We start from the raw sequence: 26098 nt of genomic DNA on the forward strand, positions 1-26098 counted from the left end.
TTATAATTAATGATATTACTTATAAGGAAAGTCTTAGGAGGTATGTAATGAATAAGTTAAAAGATAATGTAATTCTTTCTATTATATTGACTACTTCATCGGTTGCAATTTATTTCATTCAGTATTTGATTTTTAACAAAGCAGAGGACACCTTCTTTTATCTGTTTCAAGATATGGCATTTGTTCCTGTACAGGTACTTATTGTAACACTAGTTATCAATAGATTCTTAAACATTATAGAGAGTCGAAAAAAACTTAAAAAACTTAATGTTATTATAAGTTTATTTTTTACAGAGGCTGGAATTAACATTATGAAGGTTATGTCCAGTTTTAATCAAAATCATAATAAGCTATGTGAAATTATAAATATTGAAGAAATTATAAAAAATAAAGAAAATGTTGCAAAGAAAAAAGCAGGTGAGTTTGAATACTATTTTTATGCTGATCCGGACAGACTAGAAGAATTAGCACACATAATGAATGAAAATGAAGAATTTTTAAGATCTTTACTAATAAATCCAAATTTACATGAACATGAATCCTTTACTGATATGTTGTGGGCAGTTTTTCATGTTGCTGATGAAATTAAAAGTAGAGGAGATCTAACAAAGCTTTCTAAGGATGAAATTGAACATTTATCTACAGATTTACTTCGTGCTTATACATCCTTGGTTATAGAGTGGACTAGCTATATAATTTATTTAAAAAATGAATATCCTTTTCTATATACAGCAGCTATTAAAAAGAATCCATTTTGTCCTGCCGATACAAAATAAGGATTAAAGTCTTACAAGTAATTTTAGATGCAATGAGATAGGAGAATAATTTACTTATGAGAGAGCTAAGAAAATTTGTTATAATATTTATGGTTCTTAGTACATTAATTGTTGTAGGAACTATAGGATATAGGTATCTTTTAGATGTAAGTATAATAGATGCCTTATATATGACTGTTATCACTATATCTACTGTAGGATATAGTGAAGTTGGTATTATGAATACAGCTGCTAAGTTATTTTCCATATTTGTTATCTTCTCAGGTTTAGGTATAGCAGGGTATGCTTTTTCTAGCATTGTGTCTTTGTTTTTAGAAGGAGAGTTTAGAAACGCTTGGAGGAGAAAGAGGATGGAGATTAAAATATCAGGATTAAGTAATCACTACATATTATGTGGTGCTGGAGAGACAGGACAGAGCGTTATTGAACAATTTTTAAAGAGTAATGTACCTTTTGTAGTAATTGAAAAAGAGGAAGAAAAGGTAGCAGAGCTTATAGAAAATGATATATTAGCTGTACATGGAGATGCAACCCAAGAAGATATACTAGAAAAGGTTAGGATACATCAGGCTAAAGGGCTTATAAGTACCTTATCAAGTGATGCTGCTAATGTATTTACTGTCCTTACAGCTAGAGGAATGAATAAAGATCTTTATATAGTGTCTAGAGCAATAGAGAAGAACTCTCCAGAGAAATTAAAAAAAGCAGGAGCAAACAATACTGTATCTCCTAACGAAATAGGGGGGAGAAGAATGGCGGCTACAGTTTTAAAACCTTCCATTATATCCTTTTTTGATATTATAACTCACGCAGGAGATGTGGTTCTTGATTTAGAGTATGTAGTTGTATGTAAAGACTCAAAAATCATAGGAAATTCCTTAAAAGAAGTAAAGATACCTGAGAGAATAGGTCTTATAATATTAGCTATAAAAAAAGAAGGGAAAGAAAATATTATATTTAATCCTAGTTCTGACGAAATGCTACAGTTAGGTGATGTTATGATAGTTCTAGGAACAGAAGAACAGGTTAATAGACTAAGAGAGTTAGCTTATGATAGTGGAGAAACACAATTATGGGACTGCATATCAGGGTTATTTAATTGATATTAAGTAGAAACTAAGAAAGTATAATTATTTTAAATCTATTGCTTTGAGAGATTAATACTTGTCTGATTAAGTGTAAAACATTAAAAATCCAGTAAAAATAAAATTTTTACTGGATTTTTAATGTTAAATCTCTTCTGTGGGAAGAAATATATTAACTTTTTAGAGAGGTTAATACTTGTAATCATCAACCTCAACTTTATCTATCTCTTCATAAGGGGCAAGTGTAGAAACCATCTTCACTGAAGAGTTGGAATTATTTACACAGTAGTGAATTTCACCTGGCTCAATGTGGATAAATTGACCCTTTGTTAAATGGTTTACTTTTCCGTCTACTACAATATCAATTTCACCGTCTATAATATAAAAATTTTCTTCCATAATATTATGATAGTGAGCTTTAAAATCCTGATTTGCCTGAAACTGTACTAAAGCAAAGTTCATACGAGGACCTTTCATTAGATATTTAGGGCCACTATCTCCAAAACGATATTCCTTATCTTTTTCATCTATAATATACATACTTAATTCCTCCCAAACTTTTTATAGTTTTTTTATTTCATTTCTCATTTATAATTTTTACACTCCTGGTGCAATCCACATGTTTTTTGTAAGCTTTTGATTAGAAAGCTCCAATTGCGTAGCATAAACCTTGCGCCATGTTTCGTAAAGTTTTTGATACAAAGCGTGATTTTCAGGATTAGGTTTATAGGTTTTATCTATGTGTACTAGTTCACTGGCTGCTTTTGCTATATCAGGATAAATTCCTATTCCATGACCAGCCAGGATAGCAGCACCAAGAGCAGTTGCTTCTTTTATTACAGGCACACGAATTTCAAGACCAAGAACATCAGAAAGAATTTGGCACCACAATGGGCTTTTTGAAGCACCTCCTGCGAATACAATGCTTTCTGGCATGTTGCCGGTGGCTTCACGAACTAGATCGAGATGTCCTTTGGTGACCATAGCTGTATTTTCTAAAATTGCGCGATAAAATGTGTAACGATTGAATTTCACAGGATCTATTTCAAAATTTGTGAAAGTAGGAGCAGCATGTTTCCAGGAAATAAAATTCATAACGTCAGAGAATGCACATATCATACCGTAACTTCCAGGCGGAATTTCAGCAGCATTTCTATTCATAAGATCATAAGGATCTTTACCAGTTTTTTCAGCCTCTTCTTTTTCATGTTGACAAAAGCCGTCGCGATACCAGCGCATCACTAGTCCAGGATTAAAGGCTATAGCTTCATATTGACATAAACCAGGTATAGCATGGCAATTAACACGAACCCGGCAATCTGGATCAGTTTTACTATTAGCTATATTAAATTCATACTGCCAGAAGGTTCCACCAAACACAGCCGCTTCATTTGGATTCACAACTCCTACTCCGATACAACCAAGCTGTGAATCGCCACCACCGACAACAACAGTAGTTCCTTCCATAAGACCAGTATCTTCAGCACCTTTTGCATTTACTTTTCCAATTATAGAGCCGCATTCTGCAACGGGAGGAAAGATATCACTTTTAAGATTAAATTTGCTTACAATAGAAGAATCCCATTCACGATTCTCTAAACTAAAGATGCCAGTGGTGGAACCGTTACTAGGTTCTACGGCTAACTTTCCGGTGATTCTATAAATAAGCCAGTCATTGAACATTCCTATGGTAGCGATTTTTTCATATACATCAGGCATCTTGTTTTTTATCCAGAGAATTCGAGGAAGAGCACTGAGGGCATAGGTTTGACCAGATTCCCAGTATAATTCTTTTTCGAGTTCAGGATTCATACGTATGAGTTCTGCTACTTCTTCATTAGAGCGGGCATCTACATTTGCACAAGCCCATATTTCCGTGCCTTCACTGTCATACATCACAATTCCTTCACGCATACAGGTAGTGGATACAGCTGCAATCTCTTTAGGGTGGATTTTTGTTTCATTAATTACACCACGAATACAATTACATGCTAAATTCCAATTATGAATCCAGTCAAAGTCCATGCTTCCAGGCCAACGGGGGTCTTCGGCATGAGTCCATTCTTGCTGTACGCAACCAATCTGATTACCTTTCAAATCGAATAAAACGGCACGTACACTACCAGTACCAGCATCAATAGCCATTAAGTATTTTTCCATAAATGAACCTCCTTTATAATACATATAATATTTAATCCTCAAGATTTTCTAAAGGTTCTTTAGTATTTTTTAATAGTTGAAGTGCCGTGGATTCATCTGTAATTAAAATATCAATATAACCACCCTTTAAGGCAGCTTTAATTGCATCTACTTTATCATCACCTGCTGCAACTCCGATTACATTATCAAGGCTCCGAAGAGTAGAAAGTGGAGTTGATATGAGCCGATCTTCGATGTTAGATTCTAATAGATTTCCATCCTTATCAATGAAATGACATAATATATCCCCTACAGCGCCTTTCATTTTTAAATATAGAAGATCATTTTTATTTAAAATCCCGCTTTTGATAATTGTAGCATTTTCTTTAAGAGATCCAATGCCTACAACAGTTAAAGAAGAGAGCTGCACCATACGGGAAATCTCATTAACGGATGCTTCATTTCGAATTGCATCTACTACTTCTTTAGAAGACACTAGAAGAGGTGATGGAATTAGATAAAGCTTAGCATTGAATATAGTGGACATATTATTTGGAAGATAATAACTGACTCCTCCAGTCAGTGAAACTATTGAAGTAGGGTGCTCTACCATGGTTGCTAAGTTATTTAAGACACGGCTTTGTGTATCACCATAGCCCATGTTAATAAAGGTATTATTTTTATTGTCGATACGGTTGCTAATATACATAGCAGCTGCTCGTGCAATATTTTCATTTATGGAAACTGAACTTGGAGGAGAAGGCACAATAAAGGTATCTTTCAGAGCATATGTCTTGGCTAAAATTTCTTCTACTTGCATACGATTAACAGAATCATCCCTTATTTTAAATTGAACTATGCCTATGTTGCGTGCCTTCTCTAGTAATTTTACAACCCGTATACGGGAAATGCCCAGAAGCTCTGAAATACGTTGTTGAGTCATATTATTAAAATAGTAGTACCACACTGTTTTAGTCATAAGTGCTTCTTCGTAGTCCATTTCTATTGCCTCCGTCTTTATAGATTAATTGAACATTTGTTTCATTAGTAAACATATGATTATATTATTAAAAATATGACATTGTGGTATTTTTTGGTAAGTGCATAAATAAGATATAGTAAACTAACAATTATGAAAACGTTTTATCAGATATTTTCATGAACAAAAAATCGTTGTCATAACAAATGTTAATAATTCTGATTATGGGGGCTAAGAGTATGTTAGAGAATATTTCAAAAGATACTACAATAAATCCCAATAATACTCTTCTTTCTGTGCGTAATATTTATAAATCATTTGCTAAGAATCAGGTTCTTAAAGGAATTAACTTGGAGGTCGGTCCAGGTGAAGTATTAGCCTTGATTGGTGGAAATGGTGCTGGTAAAAGTACATTAATGAAAATTATCATGTGTATTTATCAGCAGGATATGGGTGATATTTATGTAGAAGGTAGAAAGGTTACAAGTACTAAACCTTTGGATGCAATGGATCTTGGTATGTATCTTGTACCCCAGGAGCCCATGCTTTTCCCAAATATGAGTGTGGAAGAGAATATAGTAATTGGGTTTAATGAAAAACCTGGTGAGTTACACAGACGTCTTATAGATCTACTAGAACAGCTTGGATGGCACTTAGATTTAAATCGTAAGGCATTAAGTTTATCAATTGCAGAACAACAATTGGTAGAAATTCTTCGTGGGTTACTGCGAAATTCAAAATTACTGATTCTAGATGAGCCAACTAGCGCATTGACATTTGATGAAGTAGAATCACTTTTTAAGATTATTAATGATCTCAAAAAAAAGAACATTGGCATCATATATATTACACATCGTCTTGCTGAGGTATTTGTTATTGCTACCAGTGTTGCAATTATGAGGGACGGCATTATCACTTTGAACGGACATATTAAGGATTTTACTCGTGAGATGCTTGTGCAAGGTCTTCTTCCACCAAATACTTGTGAGAGTGAGCAGTGCTTTAAAGGAAATGTACCAGATTATGAAAAATTAAAGCCTATCTTTAGTTTGAAAAATTATACTGGGTATGGATTCAAGGATGTTTCTTTTGATGTATATCCTGGTGAAATCTTAGGTTTAGCAGGGGTACTGGGTGCTGGCCGTTCTGAACTTGCAACTACAATTTTTGGAAAGGATGTAGTACTTGGCGGAAAAGCTTATCTTGAAGGGGAAGATATCACAGGAATGTCTACTTCGCAAATAATTGAAAAGGGTATCAACTATATCCCCGAAGATAGACGAAGAGATGGCATATTTAAGATTGGTGACATCACTATGAATACTACATGTGGATGTTTAAAGAAGCTTAGCAAGTTTTTTATGGATTTTAAATCAGAAAGAGAGATAACAGATCAATATATAAATGATTTACACATTAAAGTAACCGGACAAGATCAGCTTATTGAGAGTCTCTCAGGGGGAAATCAGCAGAAGGTTGTAATAGCAAGAATTCTTGCAACACACCCTAAGCTAATTATAATGGATGAGCCAACTAGAGGTATTGATGCTTCAGCCCGTGGTGATGTATATATGATTATTAATACATTAAAGGAACAAGGATTATCAGTTTTATTGATTTCCTCTGATATGGAGGAGATTATTGAACTTTCAGATCGGGCAGTTACCATGTTTCAGGGTCGAGTTAATCATATATTTGAGAAGTGTGACATCAATCAAAATAATCTAATGAGTGCTGCTTTTGGTGCTTATGAAGATAAAAAGGAGGGCATATAAAGTATGAACTTCATGAAGATGTTAACAAAGAGGAGAGAGTTTACTTCTATTTTCTTCTTACTTGCTTTGTATTTAGGTGTTGGAATGGTAAATCCCATATTTATTAAACTAGACAATATAATGCTTTGCTTAAATGGTGCAGCAGTTTATACATTATGTACAATAGGTATGACATTTGTTATATACACAGGAGAAATCGATGCATCCATTGGTGCAACTTTAGGTCTTTCAGCCGCAGTACTAGCTTCTATGATTAGGGATGGAAAGTCTTTTGGATTGGCAGTAGTAGTGGTTATTGTTATTGGTCTTTGCATAGGTATTATCAATGGAGTTGGAGTAGCTATTCTTAAGGTCCCATCAATTATTATGACTATAGGTATCAGCGGTATTGTGAGAGGACTTTCATATGTATACACAGGTGGTGCATGGGTTGAAAATGTACCAAGTAGCTTTAAGGCCATTTCTCAAAAAGGGGCAGCAGGACTATCGTGGTTATATATAGGAACCGTTGTTATTATGATTTGTATCCATATATATTTGACAAAAACAAGAAAAGGACGCTATTTCCATGCAGTTGGTGATAATGAGGAAGGGGCTAACCACATTGGTATTCCTGTTGCTTCAACTAAGATGATTAGTTATATACTTTGTGCACTATGCGCATCATTAGCTTCTATTATATTTGTTAGCCGTATCGGATTTGTAACACCTACATCTGGTAATGGTTATGAGATGAAAGCAATTGCTGCATGTGTTATTGGTGGTATTAGTCTTTCAGGTGGTATGGGTAATATGATTGGCGCTACAGTGGGTGCATTAATTATGGCATCTATAAGCCGTGTTCTAGTATTTTTAGGATTCTCTTCTAATTATGATAACACTATTACTGGTATTTTACTCATTACTATTGTCGTTTTAGATGCAGTAATGCAACACCGTAACATTGAAAAAGCAAGACGAGAGCGGTTAGTAGCTAGAACATCAACAGATGTTATTGATATTAAAGTGTAAGGAGGAATTATGAGATGAAAGAGAAACTAAAAGAAAAATATAAAAGATTAAAGTTTCGGTGGGAATATTTTCTGATCTTATTCCTTGTTGCAGAAGTAGCTTTATTTGGCACTCTAAATCCAAGATTTTTAAGACCACATGTTTTATTCGGGAGTGTAAATGATTTTATTTCTATTTGTATAATTGCAATTTTTATGTGCTTTGTATTTATTACAGGAGGTATTGATCTTCAGGCAGCCTCTATTGTAGGATTAACATCTATTATTATAGGCGTACTTTGGAAAAGTTTTGGAATTAATATTTATTTAGCATGTATTATTGCCATAATTATTGCTGGTTTGTGTGGGGCATTGAGTGGTTTCTTTATAGCTTATACTGGTGTTCAGCCTATGGTAGTTACTCTAGGTGGCTCCTTTCTATATTCAGGTCTGGCTATTGCTGTATCAAATATGTCAAATACAGCTGCCTATCTTGGTATAAGTGGATTTCCGGAGCACTTTACAAATTTTACGAAAAAGCGCCTATTTGGGGTGCTACCTCAACAGTTCTTGCTTTTTATTGTGCTTGCTATTGTTGCTTATTTTATTCTTCACCATACAAGATACGGAAGAAAGGTATTCCTTTGTGGCATCAATCAGAGTGCAGCAGAATTCTCAGGTATTAATAAAAAACTGATTATTATGAGCACATATATTTTCTCAGGTATGGCAGCAGCTATTGCGGGAATCGTTATGACAAGCTATCTTGGATCTTCGAAAGCTGATTTTGGTAGTGAATTAACTATGCCAATTATTACAGCTGTGGTACTAGGTGGCACATCTACCTTAGGTGGAAAAGGAGGAGTAATTGGTTCAGCATTAGCAGCTATTGTAATAGGAATTATGAGATTTGGACTATCTATGAATGGTGTTTCAAATCAATATTTAGATATTCCAGTAGGGATTATGTTGGTTCTTGTTGTAGTAGCAAGTACCATTTCTAAAAATCAGAAGATATATGGATTTATTCAACGCCATTTAGGATTTAGAAATTAAATAAGAAAAATAAAGTGTTTATATCTAATCTAATTGGCACCTTTAAGGTATACAGGCGGATGTATTTGCGTCTGCATAAAAATAAATTAGAATTAAAAGAGGGGGATTAAAATGAAAAAAGGTCTTGCATTATCACTTATTTTAGCAATGGCTATTACAACTCTTGCTGGTTGTGGTGCATCTAACAACAAAGCGGGCACACCATCTACAGATTCTAAAAGTAAAGACATCAAAGTAACATTCATTCCAAAACTAACAGGTAACGCATTCTTTGAATCTGCTAACAAAGGGGCTCAGAAGTATGCTCAAAAATGGGGATTTACTGTTGATTATCAAGGTGATGCTACTGCATCTGCAGCTGCACAGGTAGCTGTAATTAATAAAGCAGTTCAGCAAGGTACTGATGCTATTAGCTTATCATCTGTTGATGCTGCTGGAGTAAAAGATGCACTAATAGCTGCTGCTAAAGCTGGTGTTAAAGTTACTACATGGGACTCAGACGTAGATCCATCTGTTCGTAAAATTATGGTTTCTCAAGGTACTCCAGAACAATTAGGACAGATGTTAGTTCAAATGGGTTACGATTCATTAAAAGAAAGAGGCAAAAATCCTGATAAAGACACTATTAAATATGCATGGCACTATTCTAATGCAACTGTTACAGACCAAAACTCTTGGCAGGTAGAAGGTGAGAAATACATCAAAGAAAAATATCCTAACTGGACTAACGTTGCAAAAGACAACTATTATTCTAATCAGGATGCTGAACAGGCTATATCTGTTGGTGAATCTATATTAGCTGCACATCCAGACATTGATTTAATAATCTGTAATGATTCTACTGCACTTCCAGGACAGGCGCAGGCAGCTCAAAATAAAGGCAAGACAGCTAAGGATATTACTATTACTGGATTTGCTTCTCCAAACTCTATGAAACAATATTGTACAGATGGCATTTTAACTCGTTGGGGTCTTTGGGATTGTGGAATTCAAGGAGGTATAGGATGTTACATGGCATATTATATCGCTGCTGGTAATGAAGTAAAAGTAGGTAGCAAGATTAATATCCCTGACATCGGTACTGTAGAAGTTATGCCGAACAGTGTACTTGATCCTTCAGCAGATGATTCAGACACTTCTTCAGGTGTTGTATTGCTTCCTGAAAGAACTGTATTCACAAAAGACAATATGAATAATTATGATTTTTAATATCTATTTCATATAATAAAGCCTTATGCTCACTTCATGAGAAGTGGGCATAAGTAATTAAAAGAAAGCTTGCTAAGGAGGGTTTTAATTATGGCAGATAAAGACGGATTTAAAGCAGCAAAGGATTATCATATAGATGTTCCATTTGCAAATAACTATAACGGGTTTTACGTAAAAGGATCTAATAATCTTGATTGGGGAATGAAGAAACATCTTGCTAATATTTTTGATGCAAAAAGCGGTAATACTGTGATGTTTGCATTTGATCATGGCTATTTTATGGGTTCTATATCAGGTCTAGAAAGACTTGATTTATTAATTCCAACAATTCTACCTCATGTTGATGTGATGATGTGTACAAGGGGCGCACTTCGTACTTGTGTTCCGCCAGTTGGAAATAAAGCAGTTGCACTTCGTGTTTCATCGGGTTCATCTATTCTAAATGACGATTTATCTCATGAAATAGTTGCTGTGGATATTGAAGATGCAATTCGCTGTAATGCAGACTGTATGGCTGTACAAGGATTTATCGGGGCTGATGGGCAATTAACAAGTATTGATAACATATCTAGAGTCATTAATGCAGGCCTTCGTTATAGCATTCCTACTATGGGTGTTGTAGCAGTAGGAAAGAATATGGAACGTACAGACAAGTACTTCAAAATTGCTACCCGCATATTTGCAGAAATTGGAGCCAACATAATAAAGACCTATTATTGTGAGAATTTCGAAGAAGTTGTAGCAGCATGCCCAGTTCCTATTGTAGTAGCTGGAGGAAAGAAACTTGCAGAAGATGAAGCTCTTACAATGGCATATCGTGCAATAAGTGAAGGTGCACGTGGACTTGATATGGGTCGTAATATTTTTCAAAGTGAAAATCCAGCAGCAATGGCAGAAGCCATTGGAAAGATAGTTCACGAAAAAGCAACTGATAAGGAAGCATATGAGTTCTATCAGGATGCTATTCATAAATAGAAAGATATACTAAAAAAGCTGAAGAGTTAGATTAACTTTAATTTTGTTAATTCTTACTTCAGCTTTTTATATATTTATGATACTTATAAAGAGATCACATTCATTAAAAAATTTCATTAGTGTAGATACATATAAAACTATTTAAAAATATTGTAGTAATATCATAATTAAGGGTATAATTTAGAAGTAAAACATATTAACTGATTATATGATAGTATTATTAGAAAAATGGAATAGAGGTATTTAAAAAACATGATTGGAAAAACATATGATAAAAAGGATTTTCTAATTCTTATAGCAGATGATTCAAAACTTATACGATTTACAATGCGTCAATCACTAGAAGAAGAAGGATATAAAGTGATTGACGCTGAAAATGGTAAACAAGCGCTTTCGCTCTTTATGGAGCAAAAACCTGATATTATCTTAATGGATTATATGATGCCAGAGCTAGATGGCGTTGATGCCTGTGCTGAGTTGCAAAGGTTACCAGAAGGAAATAATACTCCAGTTATTATTATAACTTCTCTTGAAGATGAGAATTCTGTAAATTTAGCTTTTGAAGCTGGAGCTACTGATTATATTAGTAAACCAATAAACTGGGCTGTACTACGAAAGAGAATAAGCAGACTATTATATACAAGATTTACAGAAAAAAATCTTAATCGTAGCGAGGCTTTTTCACATTCAATAATTAATCATGCTATTGATAGTATTATAACTATAGATATCAGTGGAACTATTAATTTTATAAATCCAGCTGTAGAAAAAGTTTTTCAGTATTCGGCTAGTGAATTAATAGGAAAAAATATAAATATTCTTATTCCAGAACTTAATTATAGAGATAATGAATTTATAAATACCAATATAGAGGTAACTGGAGCTAGAAAGGATAAGTTAGTTATACCTTTTGAGCTTACAGTAAGTACGTTTTGTATAGATAGAGAATGTTTTTTCACTCTTATTTGTCGTGATGTTACAGAAAGAAAAAATTATGAAAAAGCTATTGAATATCATGCTTTTTATGATTCATTGACTGGACTACCTAATCGTATTCTATTAAAGGAACGCATGAGTCATGAAATTTCCCATGCTAAGCACATGAAACATAAACTTGCTGTAATGTACCTTGATTTAGATAGATTTAAACTTATCAATGACACCCTTGGTCATGATGTGGGAGATAGATTACTACAAGAGGTTGCCGAAAAGTTTAAAAAATGTGTGTCTTCAACTGATACTGTTGCTAGAATAGGGGGAGATGAGTTTGTAATTTTACTACCTAAAATAACTAGGGAAGAGGAGGTAGTTAAATTAGCGAACAAACTCCTGGAGATAATAAGAGAACCAGTAGTAATAGATAATCATGAACTTTATATTTCTGTTAGCATTGGAATTACTTTTTATCCAGATGATAGTGAAGATACTGAAACTTTGATTACTAATGCTGATATTGCTATGTATCGTGCTAAAGAAAATGGCAAAAATAATTTTGAAATTTATACAGAATCCTTAAATGCAAAAGCACTTGAACGATTAGAGATGGAAAATAGTTTACGTCGTGCCTTAGAATATAAAGAATTTGTACTTTATTATCAGCCAAAAGTAGATACTAAAACAGAAGAAATAACTGGAATGGAAGCTTTAATTCGATGGCAACATCCGAAACTAGGCTTAGTTCTTCCTAATAAATTTATACCTCTAGCTGAAGAAACTGGATTAATTATACCTATGGGAGAATGGGTATTACGAACTGCCTGTGCTGAGAATAAAGCATTGCAGAATGCTGGATTTCCTCATTTAACTGTGGCTGTTAATCTTTCGCCAGTTCAATTTGAGCTACAAGATTTAACAAAGATGGTTTTTAAGATACTTGAAGAAACTAAATTAGAACCTCAATACTTAGAATTAGAGATTACAGAAAGTATAGCTATGCAAAATATACAACATACAATTAAAACTATAAATGAATTAAAAGAAATGGGAATTAAGTTTGCTATAGATGACTTCGGTACTGGTTATTCGTCTTTGAGTCAGCTAAATAGCTTTTCTGTAAATAAGCTAAAAATAGATAAATCCTTTGTAGGGCAAATTCACGGTAAAAAAGAGGATTCTATAATGGCTTCTACAATTATGGCATTAGGAAAAGGTCTTAAGCTAGAAATAATTGCTGAAGGTGTGGAAACGCAAGAACAGGCTAATTTCTTTAAGGAAAGTACTTGTGAAGAGATGCAGGGTTACTTTTTTGGTAAACCTATGGCTAGTGAAGAATTTTCAAAATTCTATACTAAAAAACTTAAAAAGATTTAAATACACAAAAGAGATATACTAATTTAATTGGTGCATATCTCTTTTCTTTTGTTTTATCCCATGACTATCTGGTTTATATAAAGTTTTGTTTAAGGATATACTAATAAAGGTGCTATTTAATACAAAAATATAATGTGAAATTATTCAGCAAAAAAGTCTTAATGTAAGAGTTAGGAGGAAATAATGCTTAAGAATCTAACTTACAGATATTCAGTTTATATTATGTATTTTCTAGGAATTGGTATGGTTTCGAGTAGTATAGTGTTAATGCCTTTTAATTATATAAGATATTCAATAATATTGGGTATTGGACTTGGATTATTTATTACTGGATCATTATTTAATGAAGTAGTAATTGATCATCATCACCTAACATTATGGGAAAGTATAAATCTTGTTACAGTGTCATTAACTCTTGCTATTGGAATTGGTATGATAAGTGGAGGTATATCGCATTTTAAAGAAAGTCCACAATATATTTCATACTTAATTCCTTCAGGAGTAGTAATTTCCTTAGTAAGCTTTACACTTAAGAATGATATTAAATTAAGCAGAAGCGAGAAAGTTACTTTATTTATTGGAGTTGTTATACTGGCAATTTTACTTTATTTAGGATTATCTTTCTTATCAGCGGATATGGTTCCAGGAGGAGACATTTATAAGGGTGGACATTAATTTATTAGGAGTTAAAATGCATTAAAAAGCTGGAGAATTAGATTAATTATAATTAATCTAATTCTCCAGCTGCTTATATATTTTATAGCTTTTGAACATTTATAGCCATAGGACCTTTTGGGCCATCATTAATGTCAAAAGATACACTTTCACCTTCACGTAAATCTTTATCATTTCCTTGTTCTTTAATTTGTGAATGATGTACAAAAACATCATTTCCACTATCACAAGATATGAATCCATAATGTCTTTCTTGATCGTACCATTTAACAATTCCAGTTGTACTAGCCAAAGTTTGTTCCTCCTTATTTTATCAGTATAGACAGTATTATTTGTTTAATATTAAATTTTTAAACCTATCTAAATATGATAATATAAGTTTTATTAGAAGCAAGGAACTTTTGGATTTACCGATACGGTACATTATGAATCTATATACTTTAGTATGCCATTAGCAATTGCTTCTGCAAATAGATCTTGATATCTTTTGCTATGGAGTAAAGTAGCTTCTTTATAATTACTAGTATAACCTAGCTCAACAAGCACTGCTGGAGCGCGTACATTCCTTAGAACTGAATAGTCGGCATATCTAATATCTCTATCCTTAAACTTAGTTTTTTTTATAATACTATTTTGAATCATTTGAGCCATCTTTTTTCCTTTAGAGCTACCTAACATATAGTAAGATTCTGTACCTCTAATACTACTTATATCAGAATGGTTGGTATGTATGCTTATAAAAAGATCGGCTCCTACATTATTGGCAATATTAGCACGTGAGACTAAGGCTTTTTTAATATCAGTTGGCCAAGTAACATTATCATTTTTTCGAGTATAAACTACATTAACTCCATTTTTTTTTAGAATTGAACCTACTTTTAAAGCCACTAATAATGTAATGTCTTTCTCTTTTCCACCTCTACATCCAATGGAACCTGGGTCATAGCCACCATGTCCAGCATCAATAACCACAGTCTTATTTAAGTTTGAGTTAGTATAAGAAAAACAAGAATTAATATTAATTAATACTGTTAATATAAGAAAAGTAAAAAGCTTAACTGAAAATTTATCTGTAGATTTCATATGCCCTCCTAAGATTATATTATTCACAAGAACGCTAGGAAGTATGTTATTTTATTTTTATATACAAAAGCTACATTAAATCTACATAACTTTAATATAAAATTATCCCATAAACAAATCTTAATATGAAATTTAGGGGGAGAAATGGTTAAAAAGCTAATTTATAAATATCTAGTATATATTATCTACTTTTTAGGGATTGGTATGGTTTCAAGCGGTATAGTTTTAATGCCTTTTAACTATGTAAGATATTCAATAATATTAAGTATTGGACTTGGGTTATTTATTACTGGATCAGTATTTAATGAGGTAGTAATCGATAAGCATCATCTAACATTATGGGAAAGTGTAAAGCTTATTGTAGTTTCATTAACTCTTGCCATTGGAATTGGCATGATAAGTGGAGGTATATCACATTTTAAAGAAAGTCCAAATTACGTTTCATATTTGATTCCTTAGGGAGTAGTCACTTATGGTAAAGTATAAGTGACTATCCCCTTTTAGTAATTACACATTATATTAGGTATTTTAAAAAAGTCTCTGTTGCTATAGATAGAGGTATGTTCTTATGATACACAACACCAATGTTTCTCTTAGGGATAGGTGGTTCAATAGGGATTTCAACCAACTTTCCATCCTCAAGTTCACTTCTTATAAAATTTTGTATTACTACTGTAACCCCCAATCCTATTTTTGCAAATTCTATTAATAAGTCCATATTACTTACTTCAATTTCTGGGTTAATTACTATAGCGTTATCTTGAAAATACTTATCTATATATCTTCTAGAAATATTACCACTTTCCATAAGCATCAATGTTGCAGAGGAAAAAATATCATTGTAATCTTTTATATTTAAGGATTTTAAGTAATCCTTCTCTGCTACAAAGACATCTTGTATTTCAGATAGTTCAATAAAATTATAAAAATTTTTCTCAGGAGGTTCACTAAGTATAACTAAATCTAGTTCCCCGTTTTCTAATATCTTTAAAGTTTCAAAGGGTGTTTTATTAATTATCTTTACTTCAATATTAGGGTAATCTTTAATAAATTTTTTTAGTTTTGGTATAAGGAAGTGTTTACATAAGGTAGTACTTACTCCTAGCTTAATTGTACCTACTTCTTTTTTCTTGAGTTTACCTATAACCTTCTCACCAACACTTATTTCATTTAGGGCTCTTTCTATATATTTATAAAAGATTAAACCCTCTTCCGTTAGCTTAACGCCTCTAGAATTTCTTGAAAAAAGAGTGATTCCTAAAGTAGCTTCTAATTTTTTAATTGACTTACTTACAGCAGGCTGACTTATAAAAAGCTTTTCTGAAGCTAAAGAAATGTTTCCATGGGATGCTACAGTATAAAAAATCTTATAAAGTTCTAAATTATTATCCATATTATAACCTCACGTTATATCAACTATAATTTATATGCATTTGAATTATACAATTATTTGATGTATAATTCAACTATCAAATAAAATTTAATTAACGTATGACAGTGTTTTGGATTATTAAATAGGGGCGCTAGAAAAATCCATGGGGCGGATTAACTAGCATTTATTTTAATATAAAGAGGGGGATTTAATATATGTCAGGGAAAACAATGTATGAAAAAATCTGGGATAAACATGTAGTTCATGCTGAAGAAGGCAAGGCAAGCATTATTTATATAGATACTCATTTACTTCATGAGGTTACATCACCTCAAGCTTTCGAAGGACTAAGACTTACAGATCGTAAAGTAAGAAGAACGGATTTAACTTTTGCAACTATAGATCATAACGTGCCAACAAAGGATAGATTTAATATTACAGATCCTATTTCAAAAGCACAAATAGATGCTATCTGCAAAAACTGTGCAGACTTTGATGTTACTCTTTATGATTTATACAGCGATGATCAAGGAGTTATTCATGTTACTATGCCAGAACTTGGTTTAAGTCTTCCAGGTAAAACTATTGTTTGTGGTGATAGCCATACTGCAACTCACGGTGCTTTCGGAGCTTTAGCATTTGGTATTGGTACAAGCGAAGTTGAGCATGTACTTGCAACTCAATGTCTTGCTCAAAAGAAATCAAAGACAATGAATGTTGTATTCAAGGGGTCATTAAAACCAGGGGTAACGGCTAAAGATATGATTCTTGGTTTAATTGGAAAGTACGGTACAGATTTTGCTACTAATTACGTAATTGAATTTACTGGAGAAGCTATTAAAAATCTTACTATGGAAGAAAGAATGACTGTATGTAACATGGCTATTGAAGGTGGGGCAAGAGCAGGATTAATAGCTCCAGATGAAACTACTTTTGAATACGTAGAAGGTAGAGCATATACTCCAAAGGGTGCTGACTTTGATGCTGCAGTAGAAGAATGGAAAACACTACCTTCTGATGCTGATGCAGTTTATGATTCAACTGTAGAATTCGACTTATCTACTTTAGACCCACAAGTTACATGGGGAACTAGTCCTGGAATGGGAGCTTCAATAAATGATGTTGTTCCGTCACCAGAAGATTTTGAAGATGCAGATAAGCGTAGTGCTGCTGGAAAAGCATTAGAGTATATGGGACTCGTACCTGGAACTCCAATGAGTGAAATTAAAATTGACTATGTTTTCATAGGTTCTTGTACAAATGGAAGAATTGAAGATATGAGAGCAGCTGCTGAAGTTGCTAAAGGAAGAAAAGTAAATCCTAATGTAACAGCTATTGTTGTACCTGGCTCACAAAGAGTTAAGGCAAAGGCTGAAGCAGAAGGCTTAGATAAAATATTTATAGAAGCTGGTTTTGAATGGAGAGAATCAGGATGCAGTATGTGTCTTGCAATGAATCCAGACGTTTTAAACCCAGGTCAAAGATGTGCATCAACATCAAATAGAAATTTTGAAGGTCGTCAAGGTAGAGGCGGAAGAACTCATCTTGTATCACCTGCTATGGCAGTAGCAGCAGCTGTTGCTGGACATTTTGTTGATGTAAGAGATTTAGATAAATAGGAAGGAGTGAATTTAATGGAACCATTAGTTAAGGTAAAAGGAATTGTAGCACCTCTTGATAGAGTTAATGTTGATACGGATGCAATTATACCAAAGCAATTTTTAAAGAGAATAGAAAAAAGCGGGTTCGGACAGTTTTTATTCTACGAATTTAGATTTGATGAAGAAGGAAATCCAATTAGCGATTTCATATTAAATAAAGATAAATATAAGGGAACAAATATATTATTATCAAGAGCAAACTTTGGATGTGGATCTTCAAGAGAACACGCACCTTGGGCACTAGCTGATTATGGTTTTAGAGTAATAATAGCGTCAAGCTTTGCAGATATTTTTCATAACAACTGCTTTAATAATGGAATACTTCCTGTTAAGCTTTCTGTAGAACAAGTAGATGAACTTTTCAAAAGAGCTGAAAGTACTGAAGGATATGAAATTGAAGTAGATTTAGAAGCAAAGAAAGTAAGAGATAATAAGGGGCTAGAATACAGTTTTGAAGTAGAAGATTTCGCTAGACATAAGCTTTTAAATGGACTAGATGAAATAGGCTTAACTCTTCTTCATGAGGATAAGATCGATTCATTTGAAGAACAACATAAAACATACTGTGTTCACTAATTCGCCAATTTAAAATTAAAAAAGAGGATATTAAAAAGTTTATCTTTATAATCTTATAAAAAGGTATAGTCTTTCATTAGGCTATACCTTTTTAGATTTTCTCGTTTTGGGTAATAGATGGGAATTAATAAATTTTCCTTCATATATATAGCTTTTATGTTAAAATACTAATTAACGACTAAGCTGACGCTTTTTCAGAAGGTTTAAAGCACTACAGATAAAATTTTATATACATTAAGAGGAGGAACTAAAGTGAAAAGAAATAAGTTTTATAATAGCAATTGGTTTATGTGGATTACATTAATATTTCTTGCACCAGTTGGTATTTTTATAATGTGGAAGAATAACAGATTTAATAAAGTAGTAAGAAGTGTTTTATCCTTAGTATTTATTTCTATATTCATTTCTGGTATGGGCTCAAATAGCATTAAATTGAGCACTGATAATACTGAAAGTAAAAAGTTAGTTACAAGTGACATAGTTAATCAGGAAAGTTCAATTAAAGAAAATAAAACTGAAGAAACTAATACTAAAATTACGGAAATTAAAGAGGATAAAAGCGAAGATAAAGATGTAGGCACTACAAAACCAGTAGATGTATTAGTAAATGGAACTCTAAAAGTACATTATATAGATGTAGGACAAGCAGATTCTATATTAATTCAGCAAAATGGAGAAAACATGTTAATTGATGCTGGAAATAATACAGACTCTAACTTAGTGGTGAATTATCTTAAAAATCAAGGAGTATCAAAATTAGACTATGTTATAGGAACTCATCCCCATGAAGATCATATTGGAGGACTTGATGTAGTTATAAAGAGTTTTAGTATAGGTAAAGTGTACATGCCTAAGGCAACAGCAACAACTACAACTTTTAAAGATGTAGTATCAGCTATAAGTAGTAAGGGATTAAAAATAACAACTCCGGTAGTTGGAAATACTATAAACTTAGGAGATGCAACAGCAACTATATTAGCACCAAATGGTAATGGATACGAGGATGTTAATAACGAATCTATAGTTATAAAATTAAAGTATGGTAATAACAGCTTCTTATTCATGGGAGATGCTGAAGATGTTTCAGAAAATGAAATATTAGCTAAGCAATTAGACATTAAAGCAGATGTATTAAAAGTAGGACATCATGGAAGTAGTTCATCAACAACAACAACTTTTTTAAATAAAGTAGACCCAGAGTATGCTGTAATTATGGTAGGAAAAGAAAATACCTATGGACATCCTCATAAGCCTTTAATGGATAGACTAAAAGCTAAAGGAACTACAGTATACAGAACAGATGAATCAGGTACAATAGTAGTAACAAGCGATGGAAGTAAGATAACTTTTAATACTAAACCAGGAAGTTACTCTTCAAGTGGAACTGGAAGTTCAGAGTCAAGGAGTTCCACATCAAGTAATAAAAGCAGTAGCACTAAACCAACTTTAACAACAGTGGAGCCAATACCAAAAGCTACAACAAATACTTCAAGTAATACTAGCTCAAGTGACAAGAAATTAATAAAAGGAAATATTAATTCTAAGGGAGAAAAAATTTATCATGTTCCAGGTGGAGCTTATTATAATAAAACAAATCCAGAAGAATGGTTTAAAACTGAAGCAGAAGCAGAAGCTGCTGGTTATAGAAAGTCAAAGAGGTAGGTGAGTTTTGTGAAAGTAACAATTGATAGGTTTGAAGGGCAATATGCTATATGTGAAAAAGAAAATAGAGAAATGATAGATATTAAAAGGAGTGCAATTCCAGTAGAAGCAAAAGAGGGAGATGTACTTAATATTGAAGATAATATAATTACTGTAGATTTAGAAAAAACAAGTAGAAGAAAAGCGCAAATAGAGGAATTAACAAAAGATTTATGGATATAATCTAGAAAAAAGATTATTAGAAGAAAAATAGCATGATTTTATAAGATTAATATAAATTAGACCAGTAGTTAAGTGATATGCTCCCCTTAAAGTAGACAGATTAAAAAATAAAAATCTGTTACCAGAAAGGGGAGCATTTTTATGTCCAAAAGAACTAAATACTCAGCCGAAGAAAAGTATGAAATCCTGAAAGAGTATGAGGATGGAGTTAGAACGATATTAGAAATTACTTCTATATATAAAATTAATAGAAGTACTTTAGAAGATTGGAGATATAACTTCGAAAAATATGGTATAGATGGATTGAGAGAAATGATAACTTGGAAGAGGTATTCAAAGGAGCTAAAGGAACAGGCTGTAAAAGATTACCTTTCAGGTAAATACTCACAAAGAGAAGTGGCAAAGAAGTATGAAATATCAAATAAAAGTGTATTGTTAAAATGGGTAGACAAGTATAATAGTCATAGAGAAATAACGGCAACCACGAAAGGAATGAGTCAATCTATGATAAAAGGAAGGTCTACTTCTTGGAAGGAAAGAATTGAAATTGTATTATACTGTATTGCTCACAATAACGACTATCAACACACAGCTGAAACCTACAATGTTTCCTACCAACAAATATACCAGTGGGTAAAAAAATATGAACTAGGTAGAGAGGATGCATTAAAAGACCGACGAGGTCGTAAAAGAACTGAAGAGGAACTAACACCTGAAGATAGAGTAAATTTTGAAATGAAGAGACTAAAAGCAGAAAATGAGCGCTTAAGAGCAGAAAATGCATTCTTAAAAAAATTAGAGGAGCTAGAAAGGGGGCGATTTTAAGCCGTCTACGACAAGAAAATAGCTATAATGCGATTTTACAACTTCATAAAAAAGATAAATTTTCGATATCCTTATTGTGTGAAATAGCAATGATTCCACGATCCTCATATTACAAATGGCTAAATCGCCAAGAATCTGTTGCAGAATCCGAGAATGAAATGTTGATATCAAAGATTATAGAACTTTACGAGGAAGTCAATGGCATTTATGGTTATCGAAGAATAACTATGAATTTGAACCGAAGGTTGGGGAAGCTGTATAATCATAAACGCATCTATCGACTTATGAGACTTTCAGGTCTACAGTCTGTGATTCGAAGGAAAAGGAAACGTTATATAAAATCTACACCTCAACATGTAGCAGAAAACATACTTAATCGAGAGTTTATAGCAGATAGACCAAACGAGAAGTGGGTTACTGATGTTACTGAATTTAAGTATGGAAATTCTAAAAAGGCATACTTAAGTGCTATATTGGATCTTTATGATAAGAGTATTGTTGCCTATGTACTTGGACATTCCAACAACAATAATCTTGTATTCAAGACCCTTGATTTAGCTTTGGAGGCTTCACAAGGTGCAAGTCCAATGATTCATAGCGATCGTGGTTTTCAATATACCTCCATTGGATTCAAACAAAGATTGAATACAGCAGGAATGACACAAAGCATGTCACGAGTAGGTAGATGTATCGACAATGGTCCTATGGAAGCATTTTGGGGTATCCTCAAGTGTGAAAAATACTACTTGCACAAATATTATACATATGAGGATCTATCTAATGCAGTTGATGAATATATCAGTTTCTACAATACCAAAAGATTACAAGAAAAATTAAACGGCCTTAGCCCAATGGAGTTTAGGGCTTTAGCCGCTTAAATTGATTTTTATTATTTCCACTGTCTACTTGACAGGGTGCAGTTCATAAGTCAGTGAACTACTGGTCTTTTACATGAACAATAATATAGTGAAGTTTTATAAATTGCTTTTTTCTAGTTCTTCTGCTTTTTTTAGAACCATGTCATTTAAATCTTTCTTATATTTATCAATAGAATTGTAAACATCCTCATCAAAGGTTCCAACTATCTGAGCTGCTAAAATCCCAGCATTTTTCCCACCGTTTATAGCAACTGTGGCAACGGGAACGCCAGCTGGCATTTGGACTATTGAATAAAGAGAGTCAATGCCGTTTAAAGTAGAGGTTTTCACGGGAACTCCTATTACGGGAAGAGCTGTAATAGCTGCTACCATGCCAGGAAGATGTGCCGCGCCACCTGCACCAGCAATTATAACTTTAATTCCTCGTGACTTTGCATCTTTTGCATAGCTATATAATCTATCGGGAGTTCTGTGAGCTGAAACTATTGTGATTTCATAAGGGATTTTGAACTCCTTTAAAATAGTAGCTCCTTCTTGCATAACAGGTAAATCAGAGTCACTTCCCATTATTATTCCTACTAAAGGTTTCATATAGTTACTTCCTTTCATATTTTATTGAGAAATTATTTTAACAAGGGGATGAACTTTATCAGCTTTTTTTCTTGCAATTTCTAGGGATTCTCCAGTTACTGTAATATGTCCCATTTTTCTCTTTGGTTTTGTATATTTTTTTCCATATATGTGAAGGTGTACTTCTGGTACTTCTAAAGCTTCATATGCCCCAATAATCTTTGTTAAACCTTCATGCTTTTCTTCACCAAGAATATTTCTCATAACTGTTGGTCTTAGTAAACTAGTATCTCCAAGAGGAAGACCCATTACTGCTCTTAAATGATTCTCAAATTGAGAAGTTACACAACCCTCTATGGTGTAATGACCAGAATTATGAGGTCTAGGTGCTACTTCATTAACAAGTATTTCTCCATCGCGAGTTAAAAACATCTCTATACAGAACATACCTACACCCTCAAGAGCTTCACATAGATTTTTTGCTATAAGCAGAGCCTGTTCTTCTTCAGAGGAGGTTATACTTGCGGGAACAGAGGTTTCGAATAATATGCTATCTTTGTGTATATTTTCTGCCACTGGATATAATGCAATTTCTCCATTGATTCCTCTGCAGCAAAGTACAGATATTTCTTTTATGAATGGAACAAATTTTTCGACGTAAAGAGGTAATTTTCCACCACCAAGTTCAGTAAAAGAATTGTCAATATCTTCTTCACACATTATAAGGCTATTTCCTTTGCCGTCATAGGCTCCTGTTGAACTTTTAAGCATAATAGGATAGCCAAATTTCCTAGCAGCATTTTTAATGTCGTCTGTATTATCAATTTTTAAAAATTCACCTAAAGGAATACCATGATTTCTTAAATGAACCTTTTGATTATATTTATTTTGTATTATTTCAAGGCTTTCCACACTAGGATAAAGTATATATCCTTCGCTTTCTAACTCCTTTAGAGCTTCTGTGGATATATGTTCAAATTCATAAGTTATAACATCTGTTTTGCTAGCTAAATCCTTTAAAGCTTTTTTGTCATCAAAACTACCTAATATAAACTCGTTAGCTAAAAATCTTGAAGGACATTCCGTGCTTGGATCAAAAACTACTGTATAAATTCCCAATCTATTAGCTTCTGCTAGCATCATTTTGCCAAGCTGACCACCACCGATGATTCCAACCTTTTTTGAAATAAAGTTTTTTTCCAATATCATCTACTCCTTAAAAAATTAATAAGAAATCCTGAATCATCTTATTATGATTATGTTGTTGCAATAATTAGTTTATAATTGAATATTAACATTCTTAGAAGAAAAACGCAATATTTCAATCATATAATTCTATTAAATTCGTATGGTTAAGTAATATTTAAATTAAAATATAATTTAAAATTCGTGAATTGTATAAAGTGCCATTATGATTACTGGAAGAATAGCATAAATTAAAACACTTCATTAATAGAGTAGTATGGATGTTTAAATTATCAATAGGAAGCTGAGTATAATAAATTAGTAGAAGTAAAAACTAAAAAGGGCATTAAAAATCATAGAATGTTTATGATTTTTAATGTATGCAAAATAAAGATTTATTATATAAAAATACAAAAGAAAAAAAGGAGATATCATGATAAAGGAAAAAACAATAACAGAAATAGGATTGAACCTAGATAATAGTTATGCTCATTTACCTAAATCCTTTTTTAGTATGTGTAATCCAATCCCAGTAGCTTCACCAAAGTTAGTCTGTTTAAATTATGATTTAGCAAATAAATTGGGATTAAATGGAAAAAAGTTAAAAAGTAAAGAAGGTATAGAGATACTTGCTGGTAATAGAATTCCTGAAGGAGCTTCACCTCTTGCTCAAGCCTATGCAGGTCATCAATATGGGCACTTTACAATGCTTGGAGACGGTCGAGCTGTGCTTCTTGGAGAGCAAATCACACCACAAGGTGAAAGGTTTGATATTCAGCTTAAGGGTTCAGGTGAAACGCCATATTCTCGTAGAGGTGATGGTAGAGCTACACTTGGACCTATGCTTCGTGAATATATTATTAGTGAAGCTATGCATGCACTAGGTATTCCTACCACTCGTAGTTTGGCTGTAGTGACAACTGGTGAGTCAGTAATTCGTCAAAATCCATTGCCAGGTGCGGTTCTAACTCGTGTAGCTTCAAGTCACCTAAGATTTGGTACCTTTCAATATGTTGCAAATTGGGGAACAGTTGAGGAACTTAAGATATTAGCTGACTATGCAATAAAGCGTCATTTTCCAGATGTTGAAGATAGTGAAAATCCATATCTTTCTCTACTTCAGGAGGTTATGAAACGTCAAGCTTCACTGGTTACTAAGTGGCAAATGGTTGGATTTATTCATGGAGTTATGAACACAGACAACATGACTATTAGTGGAGAAACTATTGATTATGGTCCTTGTGCCTTTATGGATAATTACGATCCCTTAAGAGTATTTAGTTCTATTGATACCGGGGGGCGCTATGCCTATGGAAATCAGCATAATATTGCTGGGTGGAATATGGCACGATTTGCCGAAACTCTTATACCATTATTCCATCCAAGTCAAGAAGAGGCCATTAAGTTAGCTGAAAATGCCATTTCAGAATTTGCTGAATTGTATCGTAATAATTGGCTTAAGTCAATGAGATCAAAACTAGGGATATTTAATGAAGAAGTAGATGATACAGCTATTATTCAAGAACTTTTTAACATGATGAATAAGTATAGTGCAGACTATACAAATACTTTCCGTGCATTAACTTTTGATAAGCCAGAGGATACTGTACTATTTGGTATGCCAGAATTTTCTCAGTGGTATGAGAAATGGCAGGCAAGACTAGGGAGACAGGAAGAATCCAAAGAGTTATCTTACGAGATGATGAAAAATAGTAACCCAGCGGTAATCCCGCGTAATCATAGAGTAGAGGCTGCACTAGAGGCCGCAGTAAAAAATGGAGATTACAGTGTTATGGAGAGACTTCTTGATGTCCTTGCAAGTCCGTATGATTACTCAAAGGAACAAGATGAATATACTAAACTACCTGAGATAGTAGATCCTTATTATAGAACATTTTGTGGTACCTGATAGGAAATAATTGCAGAAAAGTTGAATTAATAATTTCAACATTGAAATTATTAATTCAACTTTAATTCATAGCTTGAAATTGGACTAATAGATACAAAACAATAGTCAAGTTTCTTTTGTTCCATTTCAACTTATCTAGTATTAGAATGTAATTACAGACAAGCTTTTAAAATTTTTTAATTCGGTC

Annotated in this window: 24 protein-coding genes; 16 read left to right on the plus strand and 8 right to left on the minus strand. The window is 33.0% G+C overall.

All coding sequences use genetic code 11. The features are described 5' to 3' along the window. Positions 1–47 precede the first annotated feature (47 nt). Together ACX0KU_RS09845 and ACX0KU_RS09850 are read left to right on the plus strand one after the other, a co-directional pair. Entirely contained in the window at positions 48–776 is a 729-nt protein-coding gene (locus ACX0KU_RS09845) for a hypothetical protein (protein ID WP_472989687.1), read from the plus strand. Positions 777–832: 56 nt separating this feature from the next. Further along, positions 833–1879: a potassium channel family protein gene (locus ACX0KU_RS09850; protein ID WP_472989688.1), complete on the plus strand. Its 1047-nt coding sequence runs from the start codon at positions 833–835 to the stop codon at positions 1877–1879. A gap of 171 nt (positions 1880–2050) precedes the next feature. Here ACX0KU_RS09850 and ACX0KU_RS09855 read toward each other — a convergent pair whose 3' ends face one another. The 3 genes from ACX0KU_RS09855 to ACX0KU_RS09865 are packed head-to-tail and all read right to left on the minus strand — an operon-like array spanning position 2051 to position 5000. Continuing rightward, complete coding sequence (locus ACX0KU_RS09855) at positions 2051–2401, minus strand: cupin domain-containing protein (protein ID WP_472989689.1); 351 nt, start codon at positions 2399–2401, stop codon at positions 2051–2053. Between the two features lie 57 nt (positions 2402–2458). Continuing rightward, on the minus strand, positions 2459–4021 hold the full coding sequence (lsrK, locus tag ACX0KU_RS09860) for an autoinducer-2 kinase (RefSeq protein ID WP_472989690.1): 1563 nt from the start codon (positions 4019–4021) through the stop codon (positions 2459–2461). Positions 4022–4052: 31 nt separating this feature from the next. Further along, positions 4053–5000, minus strand: a complete 948-nt coding sequence (locus tag ACX0KU_RS09865) for a sugar-binding transcriptional regulator (RefSeq protein ID WP_472989691.1) — start codon at positions 4998–5000, stop codon at positions 4053–4055. A 218-nt stretch (positions 5001–5218) separates the two neighbouring features. Between ACX0KU_RS09865 and ACX0KU_RS09870 the strand changes: the two genes are divergently transcribed. From ACX0KU_RS09870 to ACX0KU_RS09900, 7 genes are all read left to right on the plus strand, one after another. Continuing rightward, positions 5219–6754: a sugar ABC transporter ATP-binding protein gene (locus tag ACX0KU_RS09870; RefSeq protein WP_472989692.1), complete on the plus strand. Its 1536-nt coding sequence runs from the start codon at positions 5219–5221 to the stop codon at positions 6752–6754. Between the two features lie 3 nt (positions 6755–6757). After that, positions 6758–7765 (plus strand): ABC transporter permease, encoded by a 1008-nt coding sequence (locus ACX0KU_RS09875; RefSeq protein ID WP_472989693.1) that lies wholly within the window; start codon positions 6758–6760, stop codon positions 7763–7765. A gap of 14 nt (positions 7766–7779) precedes the next feature. After that, positions 7780–8799 (plus strand): ABC transporter permease, encoded by a 1020-nt coding sequence (locus ACX0KU_RS09880; RefSeq protein WP_472989694.1) that lies wholly within the window; start codon positions 7780–7782, stop codon positions 8797–8799. Positions 8800–8910: 111 nt separating this feature from the next. Next, positions 8911–10008 carry a substrate-binding domain-containing protein gene (locus ACX0KU_RS09885; protein ID WP_472989695.1) on the plus strand — a complete coding sequence of 366 codons (1098 nt, stop codon included), beginning with the start codon at positions 8911–8913 and terminating at the stop codon, positions 10006–10008. Between the two features lie 90 nt (positions 10009–10098). Beyond that, a complete protein-coding gene (lsrF, locus tag ACX0KU_RS09890) occupies positions 10099–10983 on the plus strand; it encodes a 3-hydroxy-5-phosphonooxypentane-2,4-dione thiolase (RefSeq protein ID WP_472989696.1) in 885 nt (294 codons plus the stop codon). Positions 10984–11235: 252 nt separating this feature from the next. Then, on the plus strand, positions 11236–13293 hold the full coding sequence (locus ACX0KU_RS09895; protein WP_472989697.1) for an EAL domain-containing protein: 2058 nt from the start codon (positions 11236–11238) through the stop codon (positions 13291–13293). A 183-nt stretch (positions 13294–13476) separates the two neighbouring features. Beyond that, positions 13477–13968: a hypothetical protein gene (locus tag ACX0KU_RS09900; RefSeq protein WP_472989698.1), complete on the plus strand. Its 492-nt coding sequence runs from the start codon at positions 13477–13479 to the stop codon at positions 13966–13968. A gap of 82 nt (positions 13969–14050) precedes the next feature. Here the strand turns inward: ACX0KU_RS09900 and ACX0KU_RS09905 are convergent, their stop codons facing one another. Then, the gene (locus tag ACX0KU_RS09905; RefSeq protein ID WP_472989699.1) at positions 14051–14260 is read right to left on the minus strand and encodes a cold-shock protein; all 210 of its coding nucleotides are present in this window, start codon (positions 14258–14260) and stop codon (positions 14051–14053) included. Between the two features lie 131 nt (positions 14261–14391). Further along, complete coding sequence (locus tag ACX0KU_RS09910; RefSeq protein WP_472989700.1) at positions 14392–15051, minus strand: N-acetylmuramoyl-L-alanine amidase family protein; 660 nt, start codon at positions 15049–15051, stop codon at positions 14392–14394. A gap of 144 nt (positions 15052–15195) precedes the next feature. On the opposite strand from ACX0KU_RS09910, the gene ACX0KU_RS09915 reads away from it, so the two are divergent. Beyond that, positions 15196–15510, plus strand: coding sequence for a hypothetical protein (locus ACX0KU_RS09915; protein WP_472989702.1), 315 nt, complete (start codon positions 15196–15198; stop codon positions 15508–15510). Positions 15511–15565: 55 nt separating this feature from the next. On the opposite strand, the gene ACX0KU_RS09920 is transcribed toward ACX0KU_RS09915, so the two are convergent. Beyond that, positions 15566–16444: a LysR family transcriptional regulator gene (locus ACX0KU_RS09920; protein ID WP_472989703.1), complete on the minus strand. Its 879-nt coding sequence runs from the start codon at positions 16442–16444 to the stop codon at positions 15566–15568. A gap of 194 nt (positions 16445–16638) precedes the next feature. On the opposite strand from ACX0KU_RS09920, the gene leuC reads away from it, so the two are divergent. The 5 genes from leuC to ACX0KU_RS09945 all read left to right on the plus strand — a co-directional run bounded on the left by leuC (position 16639) and on the right by ACX0KU_RS09945 (position 22247). After that, positions 16639–18042, plus strand: a complete 1404-nt coding sequence (gene leuC, locus ACX0KU_RS09925; protein WP_472989704.1) for a 3-isopropylmalate dehydratase large subunit — start codon at positions 16639–16641, stop codon at positions 18040–18042. 15 nt (positions 18043–18057) lie between these two features. Continuing rightward, a complete protein-coding gene (gene leuD, locus ACX0KU_RS09930) occupies positions 18058–18660 on the plus strand; it encodes a 3-isopropylmalate dehydratase small subunit (RefSeq protein WP_472989705.1) in 603 nt (200 codons plus the stop codon). A 252-nt stretch (positions 18661–18912) separates the two neighbouring features. Then, positions 18913–20322, plus strand: coding sequence for a ComEC/Rec2 family competence protein (locus ACX0KU_RS09935; protein ID WP_472989706.1), 1410 nt, complete (start codon positions 18913–18915; stop codon positions 20320–20322). 9 nt (positions 20323–20331) lie between these two features. Then, the gene (locus ACX0KU_RS09940; RefSeq protein WP_472989707.1) at positions 20332–20544 is read left to right on the plus strand and encodes a DUF3006 domain-containing protein; all 213 of its coding nucleotides are present in this window, start codon (positions 20332–20334) and stop codon (positions 20542–20544) included. A gap of 141 nt (positions 20545–20685) precedes the next feature. After that, positions 20686–22247, plus strand: a protein-coding gene (locus tag ACX0KU_RS09945) for an IS3 family transposase (RefSeq protein WP_472989708.1) whose coding sequence is annotated in 2 segments (ribosomal slippage) — positions 20686–21322 and positions 21322–22247 — 1563 coding nt in all. Because the reading frame shifts where the segments join, the coding sequence is not laid out codon by codon here. 96 nt (positions 22248–22343) lie between these two features. Here ACX0KU_RS09945 and purE read toward each other — a convergent pair. Continuing rightward, complete coding sequence (purE, locus tag ACX0KU_RS09950) at positions 22344–22838, minus strand: 5-(carboxyamino)imidazole ribonucleotide mutase (protein ID WP_472989709.1); 495 nt, start codon at positions 22836–22838, stop codon at positions 22344–22346. Between the two features lie 21 nt (positions 22839–22859). Next, the gene (locus tag ACX0KU_RS09955) at positions 22860–24020 is read right to left on the minus strand and encodes a 5-(carboxyamino)imidazole ribonucleotide synthase (protein WP_472989711.1); all 1161 of its coding nucleotides are present in this window, start codon (positions 24018–24020) and stop codon (positions 22860–22862) included. Between the two features lie 415 nt (positions 24021–24435). Here ACX0KU_RS09955 and ACX0KU_RS09960 point away from each other — a divergent pair, with 415 nt between their 5' ends. Beyond that, a complete protein-coding gene (locus ACX0KU_RS09960) occupies positions 24436–25911 on the plus strand; it encodes a protein adenylyltransferase SelO (protein WP_472989713.1) in 1476 nt (491 codons plus the stop codon). The last annotated feature ends 187 nt before the right edge of the window (positions 25912–26098 follow it).

It is taken from the genome of Clostridium sp. X (assembly GCF_055755365.1).

Bases quoted from the DNA above. Each gene is read 5' to 3' on its own strand.
- ACX0KU_RS09845 (WP_472989687.1), top strand. From the start codon at position 48: ATGAATAAGTTAAAAGATAATGTAATTCTTTCTATTATATTGACTACT.
- ACX0KU_RS09850 (WP_472989688.1), top strand. From the start codon at position 833: ATGAGAGAGCTAAGAAAATTTGTTATAATATTTATGGTTCTTAGTACA.
- ACX0KU_RS09855 (WP_472989689.1), bottom strand. From the start codon at position 2,401: ATGTATATTATAGATGAAAAAGATAAGGAATATCGTTTTGGAGATAGT.
- lsrK (WP_472989690.1), bottom strand. From the start codon at position 4,021: ATGGAAAAATACTTAATGGCTATTGATGCTGGTACTGGTAGTGTACGT.
- ACX0KU_RS09865 (WP_472989691.1), bottom strand. From the start codon at position 5,000: ATGGACTACGAAGAAGCACTTATGACTAAAACAGTGTGGTACTACTAT.
- ACX0KU_RS09870 (WP_472989692.1), top strand. From the start codon at position 5,219: ATGTTAGAGAATATTTCAAAAGATACTACAATAAATCCCAATAATACT.
- ACX0KU_RS09875 (WP_472989693.1), top strand. From the start codon at position 6,758: ATGAACTTCATGAAGATGTTAACAAAGAGGAGAGAGTTTACTTCTATT.
- ACX0KU_RS09880 (WP_472989694.1), top strand. From the start codon at position 7,780: ATGAAAGAGAAACTAAAAGAAAAATATAAAAGATTAAAGTTTCGGTGG.
- ACX0KU_RS09885 (WP_472989695.1), top strand. From the start codon at position 8,911: ATGAAAAAAGGTCTTGCATTATCACTTATTTTAGCAATGGCTATTACA.
- lsrF (WP_472989696.1), top strand. From the start codon at position 10,099: ATGGCAGATAAAGACGGATTTAAAGCAGCAAAGGATTATCATATAGAT.
- ACX0KU_RS09895 (WP_472989697.1), top strand. From the start codon at position 11,236: ATGATTGGAAAAACATATGATAAAAAGGATTTTCTAATTCTTATAGCA.
- ACX0KU_RS09900 (WP_472989698.1), top strand. From the start codon at position 13,477: ATGCTTAAGAATCTAACTTACAGATATTCAGTTTATATTATGTATTTT.
- ACX0KU_RS09910 (WP_472989700.1), bottom strand. From the start codon at position 15,051: ATGAAATCTACAGATAAATTTTCAGTTAAGCTTTTTACTTTTCTTATA.
- ACX0KU_RS09915 (WP_472989702.1), top strand. From the start codon at position 15,196: ATGGTTAAAAAGCTAATTTATAAATATCTAGTATATATTATCTACTTT.
- ACX0KU_RS09920 (WP_472989703.1), bottom strand. From the start codon at position 16,444: ATGGATAATAATTTAGAACTTTATAAGATTTTTTATACTGTAGCATCC.
- leuC (WP_472989704.1), top strand. From the start codon at position 16,639: ATGTCAGGGAAAACAATGTATGAAAAAATCTGGGATAAACATGTAGTT.
- leuD (WP_472989705.1), top strand. From the start codon at position 18,058: ATGGAACCATTAGTTAAGGTAAAAGGAATTGTAGCACCTCTTGATAGA.
- purE (WP_472989709.1), bottom strand. From the start codon at position 22,838: ATGAAACCTTTAGTAGGAATAATAATGGGAAGTGACTCTGATTTACCT.
- ACX0KU_RS09960 (WP_472989713.1), top strand. From the start codon at position 24,436: ATGATAAAGGAAAAAACAATAACAGAAATAGGATTGAACCTAGATAAT.